This window comes from Bradyrhizobium sp. CW1, from assembly GCF_023100665.1.
Classification (GTDB): Bacteria; Pseudomonadota; Alphaproteobacteria; order Rhizobiales; family Xanthobacteraceae; genus Bradyrhizobium; species Bradyrhizobium canariense_D.
On the sequence record NZ_CP064684.1, the window covers coordinates 39728 to 60257 of the forward strand.

17 protein-coding genes and 1 riboswitch are annotated in these 20530 nt (G+C 65.3%); of the genes, 5 read left to right on the top strand and 12 right to left on the bottom strand.

The genetic code is table 11. The annotated features are described in order from the left end of the window. Positions 1-7: 7 nt before the first annotated feature. The 4 genes from panE to IVB54_RS00215 form a co-directional block, all read right to left on the bottom strand. Positions 8-931: a 2-dehydropantoate 2-reductase gene (panE, locus tag IVB54_RS00200; protein ID WP_247777020.1), complete on the bottom strand. Its 924-nt coding sequence runs from the start codon at positions 929-931 to the stop codon at positions 8-10. 186 nt (positions 932-1117) lie between these two features. Next, positions 1118-1732, bottom strand: a complete 615-nt coding sequence (locus IVB54_RS00205; RefSeq protein ID WP_018459681.1) for a 2-hydroxychromene-2-carboxylate isomerase — start codon at positions 1730-1732, stop codon at positions 1118-1120. Between the two features lie 89 nt (positions 1733-1821). Continuing rightward, entirely contained in the window at positions 1822-3171 is a 1350-nt protein-coding gene (locus IVB54_RS00210) for an MATE family efflux transporter (protein ID WP_026233859.1), read from the bottom strand. Positions 3172-3257: 86 nt separating this feature from the next. Further along, the gene (locus tag IVB54_RS00215; RefSeq protein WP_018459683.1) at positions 3258-3854 is read right to left on the bottom strand and encodes a DUF2239 family protein; all 597 of its coding nucleotides are present in this window, start codon (positions 3852-3854) and stop codon (positions 3258-3260) included. Positions 3855-4005: 151 nt separating this feature from the next. Between IVB54_RS00215 and IVB54_RS00220 the strand changes: the two genes are divergently transcribed. Then, complete coding sequence (locus tag IVB54_RS00220) at positions 4006-4671, top strand: glutathione S-transferase (RefSeq protein WP_018459684.1); 666 nt, start codon at positions 4006-4008, stop codon at positions 4669-4671. Between the two features lie 10 nt (positions 4672-4681). On the opposite strand, the gene IVB54_RS00225 is transcribed toward IVB54_RS00220, so the two are convergent. Both IVB54_RS00225 and ggt read right to left on the bottom strand, forming a co-directional pair. Continuing rightward, on the bottom strand, positions 4682-5977 hold the full coding sequence (locus IVB54_RS00225; RefSeq protein WP_018459685.1) for an MFS transporter: 1296 nt from the start codon (positions 5975-5977) through the stop codon (positions 4682-4684). Positions 5978-6088: 111 nt separating this feature from the next. After that, on the bottom strand, positions 6089-7840 hold the full coding sequence (gene ggt, locus IVB54_RS00230; protein ID WP_018459686.1) for a gamma-glutamyltransferase: 1752 nt from the start codon (positions 7838-7840) through the stop codon (positions 6089-6091). Positions 7841-7939: 99 nt separating this feature from the next. On the opposite strand from ggt, the gene IVB54_RS00235 reads away from it, so the two are divergent. Then, complete coding sequence (locus tag IVB54_RS00235) at positions 7940-9328, top strand: MFS transporter (RefSeq protein ID WP_018459687.1); 1389 nt, start codon at positions 7940-7942, stop codon at positions 9326-9328. 163 nt (positions 9329-9491) lie between these two features. On the opposite strand, the gene purH is transcribed toward IVB54_RS00235, so the two are convergent. The 3 genes from purH to IVB54_RS00250 all read right to left on the bottom strand — a co-directional run bounded on the left by purH (position 9492) and on the right by IVB54_RS00250 (position 14469). Further along, positions 9492-11084, bottom strand: coding sequence for a bifunctional phosphoribosylaminoimidazolecarboxamide formyltransferase/IMP cyclohydrolase (purH, locus tag IVB54_RS00240; protein WP_018459688.1), 1593 nt, complete (start codon positions 11082-11084; stop codon positions 9492-9494). A gap of 22 nt (positions 11085-11106) precedes the next feature. Then, positions 11107-11188: riboswitch (ZMP/ZTP riboswitch) on the bottom strand. Positions 11189-11247: 59 nt separating this feature from the next. Further along, positions 11248-12966 carry a heparinase II/III family protein gene (locus tag IVB54_RS00245; protein WP_026233860.1) on the bottom strand — a complete coding sequence of 573 codons (1719 nt, stop codon included), beginning with the start codon at positions 12964-12966 and terminating at the stop codon, positions 11248-11250. Positions 12967-13122: 156 nt separating this feature from the next. Continuing rightward, on the bottom strand, positions 13123-14469 hold the full coding sequence (locus tag IVB54_RS00250) for an RsmB/NOP family class I SAM-dependent RNA methyltransferase (RefSeq protein ID WP_026233861.1): 1347 nt from the start codon (positions 14467-14469) through the stop codon (positions 13123-13125). 186 nt (positions 14470-14655) lie between these two features. Here IVB54_RS00250 and IVB54_RS00255 point away from each other — a divergent pair, with 186 nt between their 5' ends. Both IVB54_RS00255 and IVB54_RS00260 read left to right on the top strand, forming a co-directional pair. Then, positions 14656-14865 carry a DUF1674 domain-containing protein gene (locus tag IVB54_RS00255; RefSeq protein WP_018459691.1) on the top strand — a complete coding sequence of 70 codons (210 nt, stop codon included), beginning with the start codon at positions 14656-14658 and terminating at the stop codon, positions 14863-14865. A gap of 57 nt (positions 14866-14922) precedes the next feature. After that, a complete protein-coding gene (locus IVB54_RS00260; RefSeq protein WP_026233862.1) occupies positions 14923-15513 on the top strand; it encodes a thermonuclease family protein in 591 nt (196 codons plus the stop codon). 54 nt (positions 15514-15567) lie between these two features. Here IVB54_RS00260 and IVB54_RS00265 read toward each other — a convergent pair whose 3' ends face one another. Together IVB54_RS00265 and acs are read right to left on the bottom strand one after the other, a co-directional pair. Further along, a complete protein-coding gene (locus IVB54_RS00265; protein WP_018459693.1) occupies positions 15568-16083 on the bottom strand; it encodes a L,D-transpeptidase in 516 nt (171 codons plus the stop codon). Between the two features lie 443 nt (positions 16084-16526). Then, positions 16527-18473 carry an acetate--CoA ligase gene (gene acs, locus IVB54_RS00270; protein WP_247295805.1) on the bottom strand — a complete coding sequence of 649 codons (1947 nt, stop codon included), beginning with the start codon at positions 18471-18473 and terminating at the stop codon, positions 16527-16529. Positions 18474-18873: 400 nt separating this feature from the next. Here acs and IVB54_RS00275 point away from each other — a divergent pair, with 400 nt between their 5' ends. Continuing rightward, positions 18874-20043 carry a DNA topoisomerase IB gene (locus IVB54_RS00275; protein ID WP_018459695.1) on the top strand — a complete coding sequence of 390 codons (1170 nt, stop codon included), beginning with the start codon at positions 18874-18876 and terminating at the stop codon, positions 20041-20043. A gap of 11 nt (positions 20044-20054) precedes the next feature. On the opposite strand, the gene IVB54_RS00280 is transcribed toward IVB54_RS00275, so the two are convergent. Then, a complete protein-coding gene (locus IVB54_RS00280; RefSeq protein WP_018459696.1) occupies positions 20055-20510 on the bottom strand; it encodes an SRPBCC family protein in 456 nt (151 codons plus the stop codon). Positions 20511-20530: the final 20 nt, after the last annotated feature.

The window sequence follows — 20530 nt, forward strand, 5'->3', positions numbered from 1 at the left end:
GCTGCGGCTACCCCACCCGCTGCTTCTCATACGCTTTCAAATGCGTGTAGGCGATGCGCAGCTTCGGCACCGGCACCTTGGCGGCATCGGCGCGAGCGATGAGGTCGCCGATGACGTGATCGGCCTCGACCGGCAGGCCCGCCTTGACGTCGCGGAACATCGAGGCCGTCATCGGTGAACCCTCGGTGGTGAGGTTGCCCTTCACGCGCTCGAAGAACGGCCCGCCCGGCGTGTAGCCCGACGCGGTGGCGATCGCGCTGGTCTCGTCCAGCATGCCGAGCAGGAAATCCCTGCCGCCGGGAGCGGCGAGAATATTGCCGACGGAGGTGCGCATCAGGCTGGTGGACGCGGCCAGCGAGGACAGGAACACCCACTTTTCCCACATGTCTTGCATGATGTTCTGGCTGGCGGTGGCCCCAGCGATGCCGCTCTTGAAGGCCTCGTCGATCGCCTTGACGCGATCCGACAGCTCGCCGTCGCGCTCGCCGTAATTGATCGACTGCATCGGCTGGAGCTGCACCACCTCGCGCTTCTCGTTGAGCGTCGCGGCGATGGCGCAGAGGCCACCGAGCACGCGCTCCTTGCCGAACTTGTCGTCGAGGATATCGAGATGCTTCATGCCGTTGAGCATCGGGATGATCGCCGTATTGGGCCCGACTGCTGCCGCGAACGACTTGATGGCGTCGTCGAGGTCGAAGGCCTTGCAGCTCAGCAGCACGACGTCCAACTTGTCCTTGAGCGCGTCGGCCTGAATGGTCGGCGGATTTTTCAAGGTCACGTCGCCGTTCGGGCTTTTGATGACGAGGCCGGCGCTCGCGAGCTCGCTGGCGCGCCGCGGCCGGACCAGGAAGGTGACGTCGCGGCCGGCCTGCAACAGCCTGCCACCAAAATAGCCGCCGATGGCGCCAGCGCCGACCACGAGGATACGCATGGGATTGTCCTTGTTGTTGGTTCTTTTTCGTCGTCTTGGCGAAAGCCAGGACCCATTACCCCGACTGCCTCTTGTCGGACAAGTCGGAGCCCCCGCCTATCGCCAAACGCGATCCGGTGGTTATGGGTCCTGGCTTTCGCCAAGATGACGTCGAGGACATTGTTCGGTTTCCCTGCTTCGAGAAAATCACTTCCCCGACACCATCTCCTCGACCTCGCGCAACTGCTCCTTGCCGAAGAACATCTCGTTGCCGACGAAGAAGGTCGGCGAGCCGAACGCGCCCCGCGCGACAGCTTCCTCGGTGTTCTTGATCAGTCTGCCCTTCACCTCCGGTTCCCCGGCGCGAGCGAACAGCTTTTGCGCGTCGAGGCCGGAGGACGCCAGCGCCTTCGCGGCGATTTCCGGATCGTCCATCTTCTTCGGCTCGCCCCACATGTGATGGAAGGCGGCTTCGACATATGCTTCGAACACGCCCTCGAGCTGCGCCGCGATCGCTGCGCGCATCAGGTTCAGCGTGTTGACGGGGAAGAACGGATTCATGACATAGGGCTGCACCTGGAAGCGCTTGACGAAGCGCTCGGTCTCGACCGCGTGGAATTCGCGCTTGTTCTTGATGCCGGCAAGCGTCTCGGCGGGGGACTTGTTGTTGGTCGATTTGAAGATGCCGCCGAGCAGGATCGGCACATATTCGAATTTGACGCCGATGCGCTGCTCGATGGCGGGGATCGCGAGATGGCTGAGATAGGCGTTCGGACTGCCGAAATCGAACAGGAATTGCGGGGCTGTGCGGGTCAAAATCATGCTCCCTGACGTCGCTTTTTTCGCATTGTGGCGCAGCGCGCGCCGCGGGTCTACCGTTTAATGACGGTCATAATCTCTTGATGATTTGGTCAGGTCAGGCGCCGGATCGTCCGCTTGCGCCACACCAGAAGGTAATAGCCCATCTGCAAAAGGAACATGGCGCAGAACACGATCGGATAGGCGGCCCACACACCCTGAAGGCCAATCGTGCGGCTCAGGATCACTGCGGATGGCAGCTCGATCGCCATAATGGCGAAGACCGCGAGCAGCATTGGCGTCAGTGCCACGCCGGCAGCGCGCATCGCGCCGGAAAATACCGTCGCCAGGCCGAACGGCACCGAGCTCCACAGTGCGATGTTGAGCAAGCTCTTCGCCAGCTCGAGCACGGTGTCATCAGTGATGAAGATGCCGAGCACGGCGCGCGGCGCGAGATAGATCAGCGCCACCAGTCCGCCCGTCAGGACGATGTTGAACGCAAGTCCGGTGCGCACGATGCCGTCGAGCCCCGCTCTGTCGCCGCGGCCGACCGCTTGGGCGCCGAGGATGGAGACTGCTATCGAAATCGACATGGCCGTGAACTGCGTGTAGCCCATCACCTGGTTGACCGCGCCATAGGCTGCGGTGGCGTTCGAGCCGAAGCCGTTGACGAGGCCGAGCAGCACCAGCTCGGCGATCGCCATCACCACCATGCCGATCGCGCTCGGCAGTCCAATGCCGAGGATCTGTCCCAGCACCACACGATTGAGCCGCAGATGGCGCAGCAGTGCAGCGTCCGGTGCCAAGGCATGTTTTCTCCGCAGCAGATAGGCCGCCAGCGCGACCAGCGTCAGCGCGTTGGCGATCGCTGCCGCCCAGGCCGGGCTGGTGATGCCGGCCGCCGGCAATCCGAACGACCCGCGGATCAGCATCGGCGTCAGGATCAAGCCGATCGCGGTCGACAAGGCCAGCGCCAGCAAAGGCGTCAGCGCGTCACCGACGCCGCGGATCATCGCCGTCATCAGCAGGAAGACGAAGCCGAGCGGCATGGTGAGCAGCATGATGCGGGCATAGGCGCTAGCCTGGTCGAGAATGTCTGCGGGCGTTGCGAGCATCATCATCAATTGCCGGCTGAAGATGCCGCCGATCAGTGCAATTGCAATCGAGAGCAGCAGGCCGATTGCGAGCGTCGTGCCGACGATGAGCTTGATCCGGCCCTGCTCGCCCGCACCATAGGCCTGGCCGATCAGCACCGTGGCGCCGGTGCTCAGCCCCATGACGAAGGCGAAAAGGAAGAACATCACCGGAAAGAACACCGAGACCGATGCAAGCGCGTCGATCCCGATCATCTGGCCGAGATAGACGTTGCTGACGGTGCCGAACAGTGATTGCAGCGCGTTGCTCAGCATCAACGGCGCGAGGAAGCGCAGAAAACTTTTCCAGAGCGGCTTGGCTGCGGACATGGATTGGCCTTTCAGGGCCTGCGAAACCGTCGCCACGCGCAATGCGCGTGGCCTGGCCGTCGATGGGGTTGTGAGAAGGCGCGCACCTAAGCGCGGTCGCTGTAGGCGAGCTTGACAATGTGGTCGCGGATGTCGGCGGGCCAATCTGCGATCAGTCCGGTGAAACGCCGCCGATCATCCGCAAACAGCGCGCGCGATGCTTCCTCGAACTGCGGCAGATTGCCGGCCATGGTCGACATGAAGTGATAGGCCGCATCGCGCGCCTGCCGCTCGCGGTCCTTGTCGCCGCTGGCACGCCGCGCCTCTTCGACAAGTTTCCGTAGTGCGACCGAGGCGCCGCCTGCTTGCGCGCTGAGCCACTCCCAGTGCCGCGGCAGCAGCGTCACCTCGCGCGCGACCACGCCGAGCTTCGGCCGGCCGCGACCGCGCGGCTCGCTCGGCGATGCGGTGTCCTCAACCGGGGGCGGCACAAGCTTCGCCAGCCGCGCCAGCACCTCCCGGTCTCCGCCGCGCAGATCGAAGTCGATCGATCTGCCCGTGGCGTCCTCGAAGATGATGATGGGCTCGTCCGGCCGCTCCGTCATCCTCTTGATGACCAGCGCGACCTCTCCTGCTGGCCCGGAGACCAGACGGCGATGCCCTTGGAAAGCGGTGAAAGTCTTCTGCATTGGAATCATTGCCATATTGGTCGCGATGGCAGCTTTAATACCCGGGTAAATTGCTAAGGTCAATATACCCGGGTTAAAATACTCGACCGGATGGCTCGACATTGCGTTCCCGGGCTGGCACGAACGCGCGGCCGATCGAACCATGCCTAGCCCCGGGGACCACGCGATGCTGACCGTTCATCACCTCAACAATTCCCGCTCGCAGCGCGTGCTGTGGCTGCTCGAAGAGTTGGGCGTGCCTTACGAGATCGTGCGCTATCAGCGCCAGCCGGACATGCGCGCGCCGAAGGAGCTCCGCGCCATCCATCCACTCGGCAAGTCGCCCGTTATCACGGACAACGGCAACACCATCGCCGAATCCGGCGCGATCATCGAATATCTCATCGCCACCTATGGCAACGGCCGGCTGGTCCCGCCGCCGAACACGCCGGAGCGGCTGCGCTTCACCTACTGGCTGCACTATGCGGAAGGCTCGGCGATGCAGCCGCTGCTGCTCAAGCTGCTGTTCACGCTGATGCCGAAGCGCGCGCCGGCGTTGCTCCGCCCGCTGGTGCGCAAGGTCTCGAACCAGGCGCTTACTGCGCTGGTCAATCCGCAGCTGAAGCAGCACATGGACTATTGGGAAGGCGAGCTCGGCAAGAGCGAGTGGTTCGCCGGCAACGAGTTCACCGCCGCCGACATTCAGATGAGCTTTCCGCTTGAGGCAGCCCAGGCGCGCGGCGGGCTGGAGCTCGGCCATCCCAACGCGATGGCGTTCCTGGAGCGCATTCATGCACGGCCGGCGTACAGCCGCGCCCTCGAAAAGGGCGGGCCGTATCAGGTCGGTCGATAGTTAGCTTTCATCAGTCCGCGTGCAGCACGCGCCCGCGCGTCTCCGGGAGCGCGAAGGCGGCGATGAAGAACAGCGCGTAAGCCACCACCGCGAAGATGGCGATCGCATTCGCAAGCGACGTCGTCGCCGATAGCGCTCCGACCAGGAACGGAAACAGCGCGCCGATGCCGCGGCCGAAATTGTAGCAAAAGCCCTGGCCCGAGCCGCGCAGTCGCGTTGGATAAAGCTCGGTCAGGAACGCGCCGACGCCGGAGAAATAGCCCGAGGCGAAAAAGCCGAGCGGGAAGCCGAGCACCCACAGGACCTCGTTGGTGAGCGGCAGCTGCGTGTAGAGCAGCACAACCGCTATCGCGCCGATCGAGAAGGTCAGAAAGAGATTGCGCCGTCCGATCCGGTCGGCGAGCCACGCGCCGGTGAGATAGCCGATGAAGGAGCCGATGATCAGCGTCGAGAGATAGCCGGTCGAGCCGACGATCGACAGATGCCGCTCCTTGGTCAAGAACTGCGGCACCCAGAAGGTGACGGCGTAATAACCGCCCTGGCAGCCCGTGGCCATCAGCGACGCCAGGATCGTGGTCTTCAGGATCGGGCCCGAGAAAATCTCCCAGAGCGCCGGGCGATTGCCGCTCGCGGCCTGCTTGGCGCGGGCCTCAGCCGCGATCTCCGGCTCGGTCACCGAGCGGCGGATGTAGAACACCAGCAGCGCGGGCAACGCGCCGATCACGAACATCCAGCGCCACGCTGTCTCCGCCGGCAAAGCCGAGAACAGGATCGCCTGCGACAGCACCGCGAGGCCCCAGCCGACGGCCCAGCCCGACTGCACCGAGCCGACTGCACGCCCGCGATATTGCGGCCGGATCGCTTCACCCATCAGCACGGCGCCCGCCGCCCACTCCCCGCCGAAGCCGAGGCCCAGCACCGCGCGTGCGATCAGGAGCTGTTCGAAATTCTGCACGACCGCGCAGACCAGCGAGAAGAACGAGAACCAGATGATGGTGATCTGGAGCGTTCTGACCCGGCCGATATGGTCGGAGAGATAGCCGCCGAGCCAGCCGCCGATCGCGGACGCCAGCAGCGTCACGGTGCCGGCGAGCCCGGCCGACCCCGCATCGACCTTCCACAGCGCGATGATGGTGCCGATCACCAGCGGATAGATCATGAAGTCCATGCCGTCGAGCGCCCAGCCTGCGGCGCACGCCCAGAACGTCCGCCGCTCCGGCGCGTTCATGTCGCGATAGAAGGCAAGAAGGCTGGTGTCCTCGATCTCGGCGCGTTCGATGCGCTGGTTCGGATCAACGGTGGTCATGCGCGATTCCCGACAGTGTTTTCTTTGGCAGTTTCTCTGGCCTGGCGGTGGTAGCACGCGCGGGGGCGCGCGCAAGCCGGCCGCCGGCCTTCGCGCCATGCAAGTACAGAGTTACTGCCCCGCTGCTTCCGCGCCCCGGGTGCGTGGATCGGGCGCGCCGAGCGGCCCGTTGGCGGTCACCGCGATCGAATTCGCCGATGTCTGCCCCATCGGCGTGACGATGAGATGATCCATCGCCTTCAGCTCGAGCAGCACATCATCGGGAAAGCCGCTCTCGACCCGGACCTCGTCGGGCAACCATTGGTGATGCAGCCGCGGCGCGGCCACGGCAGCCGCGACGTCCATCTTGTAATCGAGGACGTTGACGATCACCTGGAGCACGGCCGAGATGATGCGGCTGCCGCCCGGCGAGCCCGTCACCAGCACCGGCTTGCCGCCCTTCAGGACGATGGTCGGCGACATCGAGGACAGCGGCCGCTTGCCCGGCCCGGGCAAATTGGCCTCGAAGCCGACGAGGCCGTAGGCATTGGAAGCGCCGACCGCTGCGGTGAAATCGTCGAGCTCGTTGTTGAGCAGCACGCCGGTGCCGTCGGCGACGAGGCCGACGCCGTAGCTGAAGTTCAGCGTATAGGTGTTGCTGACCGCGTTGCCGCTGCCGTCGACGACGGAAAAATGCGTGGTGTTGCTGCCCTCATGCGGTGAGGTCGCAGTGGAAACGAGCTGTTCCGACGGCGTGGCGCGATCCGCGGAGATGGTTGCCCGCAACTTGGCCGCATAGTCCTTGCCGGTGAGCGTCCCGATCGGCGCGTTGACGAAGGCGGGATCGCCGAGATAGCGCGCCCGGTCCGCATAGGCGCGCTTCATGGCCTCGATCAACAGATGCAGCGAGGCCGGCGATCCCTGCTTCAGATCGGCGAGCTGAAAACCTTCGAGAATATTGAGCGTCTCCACCAGCACCACGCCGCCCGACGACGGCAGCGGCATCGACACGATGTCATAGCCGCGATAGGTGCCGCGCACCGGCGCGCGGATCACCGCTTGATAGGATTTCAAATCCGCTGGCGTCATGATGCCGCCCGCATCAGTCACGGCCTTGGCGAGTTTTTCCGCGACCGGCCCTTCATAAAAACCGCGCGGGCCCTGTACGGCGACAGTCGACAGCGTTTCGGCGAGATCGCTCTGCACCAGCCTGTCGCCTTGGCTGAGCGGCGTGCCATCAGGCCGCGAGAATATCCGGGCCGAGGAGGGCCAGCGCACCAGCCGCTTGTGCCAGCCCGGCAGCGTGTCGGCAATGTCGTCGCCGACGAGGAAGCCGTCGCGGGCGAGCACGATCGCGGGCTCGAGCAGTTGCGCCAGCGTGAACCGGCCCGAGCCACATTTTTCCAGGGCGAGCGCAAGACCCGCGACGGTGCCGGGCACGCCGACGCCGAGCGCAGAATCCCGCGACTTCGCCGCATCGGGCTTGCCGTCGGCGCCGAGGAAAATCTGCGGCGTGGTCGCAGCCGGCGCGGTCTCGCGATAATCGATCGTGATGTCTTCGTTGCGCTCGGTGGAATGAATCACCATGAAGCCGCCGCCGCCGATATTGCCGGCCCGCGGATAGGTCACGGCCATCGCAAAGCCGGTCGCGACCGCGGCATCGACGGCATTGCCGCCGCGCCGCAGGATATCGGCGCCGACCTGCGCGGAGATTTTCTCCTGCGCTACTACCATGCCGTGTTCGGCGGGAACGGCGTGCACGGTGTCGAGCGCGGGCGGCACATAGGCCCGCCGCGCATCCTGCGCGGTCGCGGTCGGAAGTCCGAACGCCAGAGTGGCAAGGAAGGCGAAAAATGTCCGCCGTGTCGAAAAAGACGACATCATCAAACTTCCGCAATGGCCATGGGCAGTTCACATGCAGCGCTGCAATGCTATACGGTTTGCCCCGACAGAGGCAAAACTGTTCGTGATGAGGATTATGGAGTGACGACGATCGCCCGGGATGCGCGGATCGCCGGCGCGCAGCGGACCTATCCGCCGCGCAGCGCCGTCGTCAGCTGGATCTTCTTCGACTGGGCCGCGCAGCCTTATTTTACGCTGATCACGACCTTCGTGTTCGCGCCCTATTTCGCCACCGGCATTGCGCCGAATCCCGCCACCGGGCAATCGTTGTGGGGCTTTGCGATGGCTGCCGCGGGCCTCGCGATTGCCTTGATGTCGCCGGTGCTGGGGGCTATCGCCGATGCGTCGGGCCGCAGGAAGCCGTGGATCGCCGGATTCGGCGCAGTGCTGGTGCTGGCATCCTGCACGCTGTGGATCGGCAAGCCCGGCGATCCCTCGATCATTCCGCCGCTGCTCACCGCGGTCGCGCTCGCCAGCGTTGGCGCGGAATTCGCCACTCTCTTCAACAATGCGATGATGCCGACGCTGGTGCCGCCGGAGCGCATCGGGCGGCTCTCCGGCACCGGCTGGGCGACGGGGTATGTCGGCGGCATCGTCAGCCTGATCATCGTGCTCGGCCTGCTCGCCGCGAACCCCGAGACCGGTCGCACGCTGCTCGGTCTCACGCCTCTGTTCGGGCTCGATCCCGTCAGTCATCAGGGCGACCGCGCCGCCGGACCGTTGACCGGGCTTTGGTTCATCGTTTTCGTGACGCCGATGTTCCTGTTCACGCCGGACTATCCGGCGAAGCGTCCGGTGCGCGAGGCGCTGCACGAGGGGCTGTCGGAGCTGAAGCAATCGATCAAGGGGCTGCCGCAGCAGAAATCGCTTGCGGCGTTTCTACTCGCCAACATGATCTACACCGACGGTCTGGTGTCGCTGTTTGCCTTCGGCGGCATCTATGCCGCGGGTACGTTCGGCTGGCACACGATCCAGATCGGCACGTTTGGCATCATGCTCGCGATCGCCGGCGCGTTTGGCGCGTGGTTTGGTGGCAAGCTGGACGATCGCTTCGGGCCGAAGCGCGTGATCGCCGGCAGCATGCTGGTCCTGCTGCTGGCGCTGGCGGCGATCCTGCTGGTCGACAAGGATTCGATCCTCTTCATCAAGGTCGCGCCGCCCGCGCCCGGCGGCGGATTGTTCGCCGCCGCGTCAGAGCGCGCTTATCTGGTGCTGGGCTGCCTGATCGGTGCGGCCGGTGGTCCGCTGCAAGCGGCCTCACGTACGCTTCTGATCCGTCTCGCACCGAAGGACCGCATCGCGCAGTATTTCGGTCTGTTCGCACTGACGGGGAAAGTGACGTCCTTCATCGGCCCGCTGCTGATCGGCGTGATCACCGCGGTGACGGCGAGCCAGAAGGCCGGCATGGCCGTGCTGGTGGTGTTCTTCGTCGCGGGTCTGGCGCTGTTGATGCGGGTGCGGGAAAATTAGCGTCGTCCCGGCCTAGTGCGCAATTGCGCACGGGGACCGGGACCCATACCGCGTGATTGCTCGTTGCCGCGACACGGCCAGTACCGCACACCAAACTACTTCCTGGGCTATGGGTCCCGACCTTCGCCGGGACGACCCGTCGAGAGTTTAGTACACGACAGATCTAGTGCCTGAAGTGCCGCGTGCCGGTGAACACCATGGCGATGCCATGCTCGTCGGCGGCCTTGATCACTTCGTCGTCGCGCATGGAGCCGCCGGGCTGCACCACGGCGGTGGCGCCGGCCTCGATGCAGGCGAGCATGCCGTCGGCGAACGGGAAGAACGCATCCGACGCCACCACCGAGCCCTTGGTGAGCGGTTCGGCGAGCTTCAGCTCGGCGGCCGCATCCTGAGCCTTGCGTGCCGCGATCCGCGCTGAATCGACCCGGCTCATCTGGCCGGCGCCGATGCCGACGGTCGCGAGATCCTTGGCGTAGATGATGGTGTTGGACTTGACGTGTTTTGCGACACGGAAAGCAAACTTCAGGTCGCGCATCTCGGCATCAGTGGGCGCGCGCTTCGTGACAACCTTGAAGGTCATGTCGTCGACGACGGCGTTGTCGCGGCTCTGCACGAGGAGACCGCCCGCCACCGTCTTGGCGGTGAGGCCCGGCGCGCGCGGGTCGGGCAGGCTGCCGGCGAGCAGAAGCCGAAGGTTCTTGCGCGCGCCGATGATGGCGATCGCTTCCTCGCTAGCGTCAGGCGCGATGATCACCTCGGTGAAGATTTTCGTGATCTCGCGCGCGGTGTCAGCATCGAGTGCGCGGTTCATCGCGATGATGCCGCCGAACGCCGAGGTGGAATCGCAGGCCAGCGCCTTGCTGTAGGCGCCGACGAGGTCGGAGCCCTCCGCGACGCCGCAGGGATTGGCATGCTTGACGATGACGCAGGCTGCGGTGCGCTTGGCGTCGAACTCGCCGATGCATTCATAGGCCGCATCCGTGTCGTTGATGTTGTTGTAGGAGAGCTCCTTGCCCTGGAGCTGCCGCGCGGTCGAGACGCCCGGCCGCTTGTCGGGCGTCGCATAGAACGCCGCGGTCTGGTGCGGATTCTCGCCATAGCGCAGTGACTGGATCAGCCGGCCGCCGAAGGCACGGAAATCGGGCGCGTCGATCTCGAGCTGGCGATTGAACCAGTTCGAGATCGCGGCGTCATAGGCGGCAGTGCGCGCGTAAGCCTTGGCGGCAAGGCGCCGGCGCAACTTCAGCGTGGTTGCACCGCTGTTGGCGGCGAGCTCATCGAGCACGGCCTGATAGTCCTGCGCCTCGACCACGACGGCGACGTCGTCATGATTCTTCGCGGCGGCGCGGATCATCGCGGGGCCGCCGATGTCGATGTTCTCGATGCAATCCTCGAAGCCCGCGCCTTTGTCGACGGTCGCCTCGAACGGATAGAGATTGACGACGAGGAGATCGATCGGCGCGATCCCATGCGCCGTCATCGCATCCGCATGGTCCTTGTTGTCGCGGATCGCGAGCAGACCGCCGTGCACCTTCGGATGCAGCGTCTTCACGCGGCCATCCATCATCTCGGGGAAGCCGGTCAGCTCGGACACGTCCTTCACCTCGAGGCCGGCCGCGGCGATCGCCTTCGCGGTGCCGCCGGTCGAGATCAGCTCGACATCGTGCGCGGCAAGCGCCTTTGCGAAGTCGATCAGGCCGGTCTTGTCGGAAACGGAGAGAAGTGCGCGGGTGACGCGGCGGGGATGGTCAGTCATGAGCAAGATCCTCTGTCTGAAGGAGTAATGCCCAGGCGCGCGGCAGCTGTGTCCCGCGCTTCCCGATGGTGCTCCATCCAAGGTCGCCAGTCGCGCGAGCGAGGGCTCGATAGCAGTTTTCGGTCGCTATCACAACGACCAGATGGTGCCGAATCGCATGCGTCTACAGCGGAAGTTCCGGCTCCCGCCGTGCATTTCTGCGGGCATTCGTGACCGCCGGCGAGGCGGTGGAGCGCACAAAACTCCAGCGGATCGAGGGCGCCTGCCGCGCGTCCTGGCGGATCACGATCTGCGCGGTGCGGCGCGGGCCGTCATTGCCGGCCAGGGATACGCTGTCCTCCAGCTCCACCTTGTCGTCGAGCGCCTCGAAGGTCCAGACGTCGCGATTCGGGAGCACCAGCATGACGCCGCGGGCGTCGGACAGCCGGCTCGCCTTCACCGCCGGGTGCAGATGGAATCGCAGCGCGAAATCGGCATCCGGACCCTTGAAGCGCCCGCCTTGCGGCGGCGACAACGTGTCCTCGCCGTCGATGCGCGCGCCGTCATTGGCGATCATCAGTACGCGGCGGTGGATCGCGCCGAATTTTGTCAGGTAACCGTCATGCGACGTCGTGAGCAGGGTGCCGTTCTGCACGATTTCGCGATAGCTCTCAACCTCGACGGGGCCGCTGGTGACCGGAGCGCCGTGCAAGAGCCGCTTCATAGCCGACATCTCCACGAACTGGCATGACGAGGTGTCGTGATAGGTCAGCGTCGAATGCGCCGCCGTGCCGCGTGCGAACGGCCGCCAATTGTCGCGGCCCGTGGCCGGCATGCCGCAATTGGTGACGATGCGGCTGATGCCGGAGGAGAGTTCGAACGACAGGCAGCCGGCATGGGCGTCGTGGCTGACGCTGGCCGCCGGCGGCGGGCCCGTGTCGATGATCAAAGTGGTCTGGCCGGCATCGAGGCGCTGGAAACCGGTATGCGGCATGTTCGACATCGGCGCGCCGTGGGTGTCGTCATAGGCAAGCAGCGTCGCGAGCAGGTCCGACGGGGTCGCGCTCATGCCGTTGAACAGCGCGAAATTGCCGTCGCCGTGGCGGAAGAAGCGCAGCATCGGCATCATGCGGTCGATCGCGTTGAGCAGCGCGGGCGGCGGCGCGATGTTGCGCGCGGCAAAGGTCTGCCGCAGCGGCAACAGGTCGATCAAGAGCTCGATCAGCGCGCCCGGGTTGCGCGAGACATGGCCGCCGTCGGGCAGGATCTGCCGCTGCAATTCATCCGAGAGCTTTTTCGAGGTGCTGCGGATGTGACTTGCCTGGTTGGCAAGGCACAACGCCGCATAGCACAGCGCGATCAGCACCTGGAGCTTCGGCACTCCGTCGGGGATGTTGACCATGGTGTAGCGCAGCAAGCGGATTTCGCGCGCCAGCGCGCGCAGATACCGACGATAGAATTTGTTGTCGGTATCGTTCAGCACCAGCGGCGCCTGCGACAGCAGGGAGATCACGCGGCGCGCCAGCACGTCGGCGCGTCGCGCGACGGGACGGCGCTTGCTGGCGGGGTTGCCGATCCAGTCCTCGATCAGCGAGCGCGCATTTGCGCGCGTCAGCGCGGTGTCGGCGGCGCGCAAATGGCGCAGCCAGCCGAAGCCGAGCAGCGCAACTTCCCAATCTTCCGACGGCGGCTCGAGATCGAAGATCGAGCGGCCGTGGCAATTGACGATCTTGCCGGCGAAGACGAAGCGGCCGGCATAGATCTCGGCGGCGCGGGTCGCATCCGCGGTGCGTAGATCATGCGGCGCGATGATCAGCCGGTCGGCGCGGCCGGGCCAAACCCGCGACAGGGCGACGGAACCGCCGCTCGCGCGCGCGAGCATGTTCCGCGCGAAGCGGTTCATCACCAGCGTCGAGATACGTCTGCGTTGAGCGACCGACACGCCTTGCCTTGATGGGGGAGAGGATTCCGACGAATCCTTATTAATCCCAAAATCGGACGGCCGACACCACCTTGAACGACGCGAATCAGTGCCGTGTTTGCAAAATCCAGTGCAAAATCAGGATTTAACGAGCCGGGCCGCGAAAAATCCGTCGAGCCCGCCGAGCTTGGGATCGGCGTTCGGCAGATGGCTGGGCAGGGTGCGCAGATCGCCCTCGGCGGTAATGATCTCGCTGAGCCCCGACACCTCGGACGCATCGATCGGAACCCGGCGAAGACCGGGCTCCGCGGTCAGCAGCGCGGCGACCGCATGCTCGCCCTCTTCAGGTTCCAGCGAACAGGTGCAATAAACTAGCGTCCCACCGGGCTTGAGTAGCGAGACCGATTTTTGCAGCAGCCGCCGCTGGAGCGCGGTCATTGCGGCGATGTCGGATTCCTGCCGGAGCCAGGATACATCGGGGTGGCGGCGGATCGTCCCGGTCGATGTGCAAGGCGCATCAATGAGGATGCCGTCGAAGCCATCGGCAGGGCCGGCCCATTCCGCGGCGTCGGCGACGACGGTCTCGGCCTGCAGCGACAACCGCGTCAGATTCTCGCGCAGCCGTGCCACCCGGGCAGGCGAGCGGTCGATGGCGGTGACGTGCGCGCCGGCCTGCGCCAGTTGCGCGGTCTTGCCGCCGGGAGCGGCGCAGAGATCGGCGATGGATTTGCCCTTGATGTCGCCGAACAGCCGGGCTGGCAACGCAGCGGCGGCGTCCTGCACCCACCATTGTCCTTCGGCGAAGCCGGGAAGCATGGTCACCGCGCCGTGCAGCACCGTGCGCACCGATCCGGTCGGTAGCACTTCGCCATGGAGCCGGCTCGCCCATTGCGCGGCGTCCGACTTCACGGTCAGATCCAGCGACGGATCATGGCTGAGCGCGAGCGCCATGTCCCTTGCGACCGTCTCGCCATAATGCGCGCTCCAGCGCGCGACCATCCAGGGCGGCAGGTCCAGCGACTGCGCGGCAACCTCGTCCACCAGCGCCTTGCCCTCGCGGGCGCAGCGGCGCAGCACGGCGTTGACGAGGCCGGCATAGCGCGCGGCGCGCCGGTCGGATTGCACGAGGCGAACGGAGAGATCGACGGCCGCGTGATCGGGCACGTCCATCCAGAGGATCTGGGCGGCGCCGATCAACAGCGCGCTCTGCGCGCGCGGCGCGTCGGAGGGAATGCCCTTGTCGAGCAGGCGGGACAGCACATGGCCGAGCGTGCCGAGCCGGCGCAGCACGGTGGCGACCAGGCGGCGCATCAGCGCGCGGTCGCGGTCGGGGAGCGTCTTCAGTCCGGGATGGGCGCCGCTGCCGTCGAGCTGCTCGTCAAGTGTGCGGTGCTTGTGCAGCACGCCGTCGACGATGTCGGCGGCAATCCGCCGCGCCGCGAGACCGGGCACTTCGGATGGAGGAGCGAAACGTTGAGAAGGCATGCGGAAACAAGGTTCTGAGCAGCGGCAGTTCGCCGTAATGGGCGCATGCCTTGAGAAGGCGATCTCTGGCACGCGAATATGCCAAATGTAAGAATCGCTTCCGGGTTTTTCAGCCCTTTCGGAGCAATTTCAGGAATGCGTTATTGGGCGTCGCGCCGCGGGCCGTCCCGCGCTAGAAAGCCGCCTATGAGTGACCAGCCTCCCGTTCCCGACCGCAAGCAGCTTACGCCGGCCGCCCAGCGCGCGCTGGCCGAGGCCGAAGCGCGCCGTCAGGCTGCGGCAGCCCGAGCCAAGAACGACGGCGAGGCGGCGCCAAAGGAGTTGCAGGGCCCAAAAGGACCCGAACCGACCCGCTATGGCGATTGGGAGCGCAAGGGCATCGCTTCCGACTTCTGAAGCTTGTCTTTTGAGGCTCGCTTGCCGGACTGCCCGACTCAGCCCTAGCGTGCGCGGATGTCGCGTTTCGATCCAAGCCATCCATATCGGCCTTCATACAGCGGCTCGCCATTTGGTCGCCGGTTCTCAGGGCTGTTGCCGTGGATGTTCGTGGTTGGAATCGTGGTGGCCGTGGTGTTCACGTCCCGGCATGGGATGAACTGGCAGTTCCCTCACGTGACCGACGGTCAATCACGAGACGCCGAGATTGTGCTCCAGCAAGGCGGCCATCCCGATCGTCGCGAGCCGGTCGATGTCGTTCGCACCATTGACGGCGACACCTTTCTCGCACGCGTTCGTCAGCGCGACGGCCGCGATCTCATCGTGCGCGTTCGCCTGCGCGGCATCGACGCACCCGAGATGAAAGCATCCTGCCAGGAGGAACTGGACAAGGCCGAAGCCGCGGCCCGCGCATTGCGCGATCTGCTCGCACAGGGTGGCGTGACGATCACCAACCTCGGTGCCGACAAATATGGTCGCGTTCTCGCCGACGTCGCGACCAAACGCACGACCAATGTCTCGGCGGCGTTGCTCGCGGGCGGTTACGCGCGGAGCTACAATGGCGGCCATCGCGACGGCTGGTGCGCGCGGAGCTGGCGCTTCTGGTGACAAAAAGCCGCGTCGAACGACGCGGCTATTGCCGTGTCGTCCTGATGCCGGCGATCAGCGCGTCACGACCACCGTCGTGCCGACCGAGACGCGGCTGTAGAGATCGGTGATGTCGTCGTTGAGCATGCGGATGCAGCCATAGGAGACGAAGCCGCCGATCGAGCCCGGCACGTTGGTGCCGTGGATCGCGTATTCACCGCCGGACAGCGTCATCGCCGCGACGCCCATCGGATTGCGGGGCGAGCCGCCCGGGATGACGTCCGGGATGCTGGGCTTGTCGCGCTTCACCTCGGCGGGCGGCGCCCAGGCCGGATTGCGGTACTTGCCGTCGATGCGGGTGGTGCCGGCCCACTGCTTGCCGGACTTGCCGACGCCGACCGGGTAGCGCACGGCGTGGCCGCTATCGAGGACGAGATAGAGCCGACGCTCGTTGGTTTTGACCACGATGGTGCCCGGCGAATAGTCAGCCAGGTTCGTCCCCACCATTTCCGGCCGCGCCTGCGCCGCCGTCAACGTCAAGACCCCAGTCACGACGGTGGCGGCCAGCGCCACAGCAATCCTCATCGACATCGATTTTCCCCTTGCCCCGAACGGACCGTCCAAGATTACGCAAAACCGGCAATCGCCGGCTCGCCAAGTCCTTGTTAGGGGACATTCTTAACCGCGCCTGTTAACCGGATGGTTTCCACGCACGGCCGCCAAGGGCCAGCCAGCAGGGGGAACAAAGGAAATGTTCGAAACAAAGTAAATGACCTGAAAACAACACTTGGCGGGAAAGATGCCCGGGCGCCGGGGCGCGGCCTGACAAGTGCGTGAGGATGTGAACGGCCGTTGTTCGGGGGAGCGCTAACGCGGGGATGCGATCTCGTGTCCCGGACGCGGCGCAGCGCGAAGCGGTGCGACGCAGAGCCGGGATCTAGAAGGCCACAGAGTCTGCCGTTGCATCGGCCCCGACTCTGCAGCGCACCGCGAAGTGCGCGCTACGCTGCGTCCGGGGCACAGGACGATGTGGCTCAGACCGCCTTTTTGTTCTGACGGTTCTTGACGAGGTCGTCGACCACGCCGGGATCGGCCAGGGTCGAGGTGTCGCCCAGGCTGCCCGGTTCGTCCTCGGCGATCTTGCGTAGGATGCGGCGCATGATCTTGCCGGATCGGGTCTTGGGCAGGCCGGGCGAGAACTGGATCTGGTCGGGCGCAGCGATCGGGCCGATCTCCTTGCGCACCCAGGTGACGAGCTCCTTGCGTAGATCCTCGGTTGGCTCGATGCCGGCCATCAGGGTCACATATGCGTAAATGCCCTGACCCTTGATGTCGTGCGGGTAACCGACCACGGCGGCTTCCGAGACCTTCTCATGCGCCACCAGCGCGCTTTCGACTTCGGCGGTACCCATGCGGTGGCCGGAGACGTTGATGACGTCGTCGACGCGGCCGGTGATCCAGTAATAACCGTCCGCATCGCGCCGGCAGCCGTCGCCGGTGAAGTACTTGCCCTTGTAGGTCGAGAAATAAGTCTGCTCGAAGCGGGCGTGGTCGCCATAGACCGTGCGCATCTGGCCCGGCCATGACCGCGTCAGGCACAGATTGCCTGATGTCTCGCCGTCCAGCACGTTGCCGTCGGCGTCGACGATCTCAGGCACCACGCCGAAGAACGGCTGCGTCGCCGAGCCCGGCTTGAGCTTCGTGGCGCCGGGCAGCGGCGTGATCAAAATGCCGCCGGTCTCGGTCTGCCACCACGTATCGACGATCGGGCAGCGGTCGTCGCCGACGACGCGGTGATACCACTCCCAGGCTTCCGGATTGATCGGCTCGCCTACCGAGCCGAGCAGGCGCAGGCTGGCGCGCGAGGTCTTCTTCACGGGCGCGTCGCCGCTCCGCATCAGCGCGCGGATCGCGGTCGGCGCGGTGTAGAAGATGTTGACCTTGTGCTTGTCGATGACGTTCCAGAATCGCGAATTATCCGGGTAATTCGGCACGCCTTCGAACATCAGCGTGGTCGCGCCGTTGGCGAGCGGTCCGTAGAGAATGTAGCTGTGGCCGGTGACCCAGCCGACGTCGGCGGTGCACCAGTAGATGTCGCCGTCGTGATAGTCGAAGACGTATTGATGCGTCATCGCGGCGAACACGAGATAGCCGGCGGAGGTGTGCAGCACGCCCTTGGGTTGGCCGGTCGAGCCCGAGGTGTAGAGGATGAACAGCGGATCCTCGGCGTGCATGTGCTCGACCGGGCACTCGGTCGTCACCATCTTGGCGGCGTCGTGGTACCAGAGGTCGCGCGAGGGATTCATTTCGACCGCGCCGCCGGTGCGCTTGACCACGACGACCCAGTCGACGCCGTCTGCCTTGGCGAGCGCCGCGTCGACATTGGCCTTCAGCGGCACCTTCTTGCCGCCGCGCAGGCCCTCATCGGCGGTGATGATCACCTTGGACTGGCAGTCGTTGATGCGCTGGGCGAGGCTGTCGGGCGAGAAGCCGGCGAACACCACGGAGTGAATCGCGCCGATCCGCGCGCAGGCCAGCATCGCGTAGGCCGCCTCCGGAATCATCGGCAGGTAGATGGTGACGCGGTCGCCCTTCTTGACGTTCCGGGTGCGCAGGATGTTGGCCATCCGGCAGACCTCGTCGTGCAGCTCCTTGTAGGTGATGTGCCGGGATTGGGAGGGATCGTCGCCTTCCCAGATGATCGCGGTCTGGTTGGCGCGATTGTGGAGATGCCGGTCGATGCAATTATGGGCAACGTTGAGAACGCCGTCCTCGAACCATTTGATGGAGATGTTGCCGGGCGCGAAGGAGACGTTCTCGATCCTGGTCGGCGCGTGCATCCAGTCGATGCGCTTGGCCTGCTCCGCCCAGAAACCGTTCGGGTCCGAGATCGAGCGGGCGTACATGTCCTTGTACTTGGCCTGGTCGACCCAGGCGCGCTTCGCCCATTCTGCGGGGACGTCGTAGATCTTCTCGGACATGTTTCCCTCCACATACGGCGAGCCGAGCACGGACCACTGGCGAGCCGACTTGATCGTTGAACCGATTATGCGTCGGGCTAACCGGACCCGACAAGGTGCACAAGCTGGACCTTCGGCGAGCAGCCTGCCATGCGGAGGATCAAGCCGTTTCGTGCGACTGTCGCAGTTTTGAAACAGGGCGACGGGCGGCTTTGGGGTCTTCACCCAGATGCTCGGAATGGGCCCGCGCAGAGCGCCATGCATTCAGCAGAGGTATTTAGAAACCGCCTCTCACTGATTCGGGACTCGCAATGCGGTTCGGAACACCCTAAATGGCCAACCCGGGTCCAACGAGACCCCTTGGAACAAAAATCAGAACAGCGGCATTGACCGACAACAGACAGGGCTAAGGCATAAGACTATGATGGATCAGCAGAATCTCGGGACGATACGGCCCGCTTCAGCCGATCCTGCAGCCATCGCGCTGGCCAAAGCCCTCGGACAATGGCCGAAACCGGCCGGTTCCGGCCGTCCCAGCCCGAAGAAAGTGTTCGACGCGGCGCCGTCGACGACGGTCGAGGCCCTCGCCAAGGAACTGGGCCTGCGGCTCGGCGACCAGAACGAGCTGACCATCCGCCGCGTCAGGCGCGGCAAGGGCTATTCGTTCGTGCGGCCTAACGGCGTCCACATCCGCGATGCCCGCACCATTCGGCGGCTGCATTCGATGGCGGTGCCGCCGGCCTATCGCGAGGTGCGCTACTCGGCCGATCCGAGCACGCATCTCCAGGCAGTGGGACGCGATGCCGCGGGCCGGCTGCAATATCGCTATCACGCCGATTGGGAGAAGGTCCGCGAGCAACGCAAGGCGCATCGCCTGGAAAAGCTCGTCGGCGCGCTGCCCAAGATCCGGCGCAAGGTCTCGGCGTTCCTGTCGGGCGACGAGCCGACCCGCGAGTTCGCGCTCTCCGCCGTCATCGAATTGATCGCGCGCACCGCGATCCGCCCCGGCAACGAATCCTATGCCCGTCTCAACGGCACCCGCGGCGCCACCACGCTGCTGAAGTCCAACGTCTCGCTGGAAGACGACAGCTTCGTGCTGACCTTCAAGGCGAAGGGCGGCAAGGCGGTGCGCAAGGAGTGCGACGCGGCCAAGCTCGTGCGCGCCATCGGGATCTTGCAGGGCGTTCCCGGCAAGCGCATGTTCCAGTATCGCGATCCCTATGGCATCGTGCGCGCGGTCAGCACCACGCAGGTGAACGCGTTTCTGCGCGAGATCGCCGGCATCAAGATCTCGCTGAAGGATTTCCGCACGCTGATGGCCTCTGCCGTCGTCGTGGAATCGCTGTCGCGGATCACGCCGGCGACGAGCCAGCGCGGCCGCAAGAAGCAGGTGCTGGAGGCGATCCGCGGCGCTGCCGACCAGCTCTCCAACACGCCGGCGATCTGCCGCAAGAGCTATGTTCACGATACCATCGTCACCGCGTTCGAGGACGGCATCCTGGAACGCTTCGCCGCGACCATGAAGGGCCAGCGCTCGCAGGCCAGGCGCGAGCAGCTTTTGCAGCAGGTGGTGGCGACCGCGGCGGTCTGACCTCGGCGTCGTTACGCCTTGTTGGAAACGCCGTTGTCGGGACCGGGATCGCCGCCCGCGGCTGCCGCCGTGAGCCGTCCCAGATAGTGCGCCCATCCCGTCGCGTGGGCGGCCGCCTGTTCCTCGGTCGGCAGCCCGCTATGGGTCATGCGCAGCAATGTGCCGCCGTCGCGTTCGATCAGGTCGATCTCGATCAGGCTTGAGCCGGGCGGCACTTCCTGGCCGCCCTCCCATCCAAACGTGTAGGCGAGCCGATGCACCGGCACGACTTCGCGGAATGCGCCGCGGGCAACGCCGCCGCGGGGGCCGATGCCTTTGAGCAGATACAGCCCGCCGGGATGTGGCTCCGTGGTCGCGTCGGAACCCATCCAGCTCAAAATCTTCTCGGGGTCGGTCAGGTAGGCGAAAACGGTGGCGCGTGGGGCCGCGATCTGGGTCTCGCGTCGCACTATGAACGGTTCGGTCATCGACGATCACCCCTGGGCTG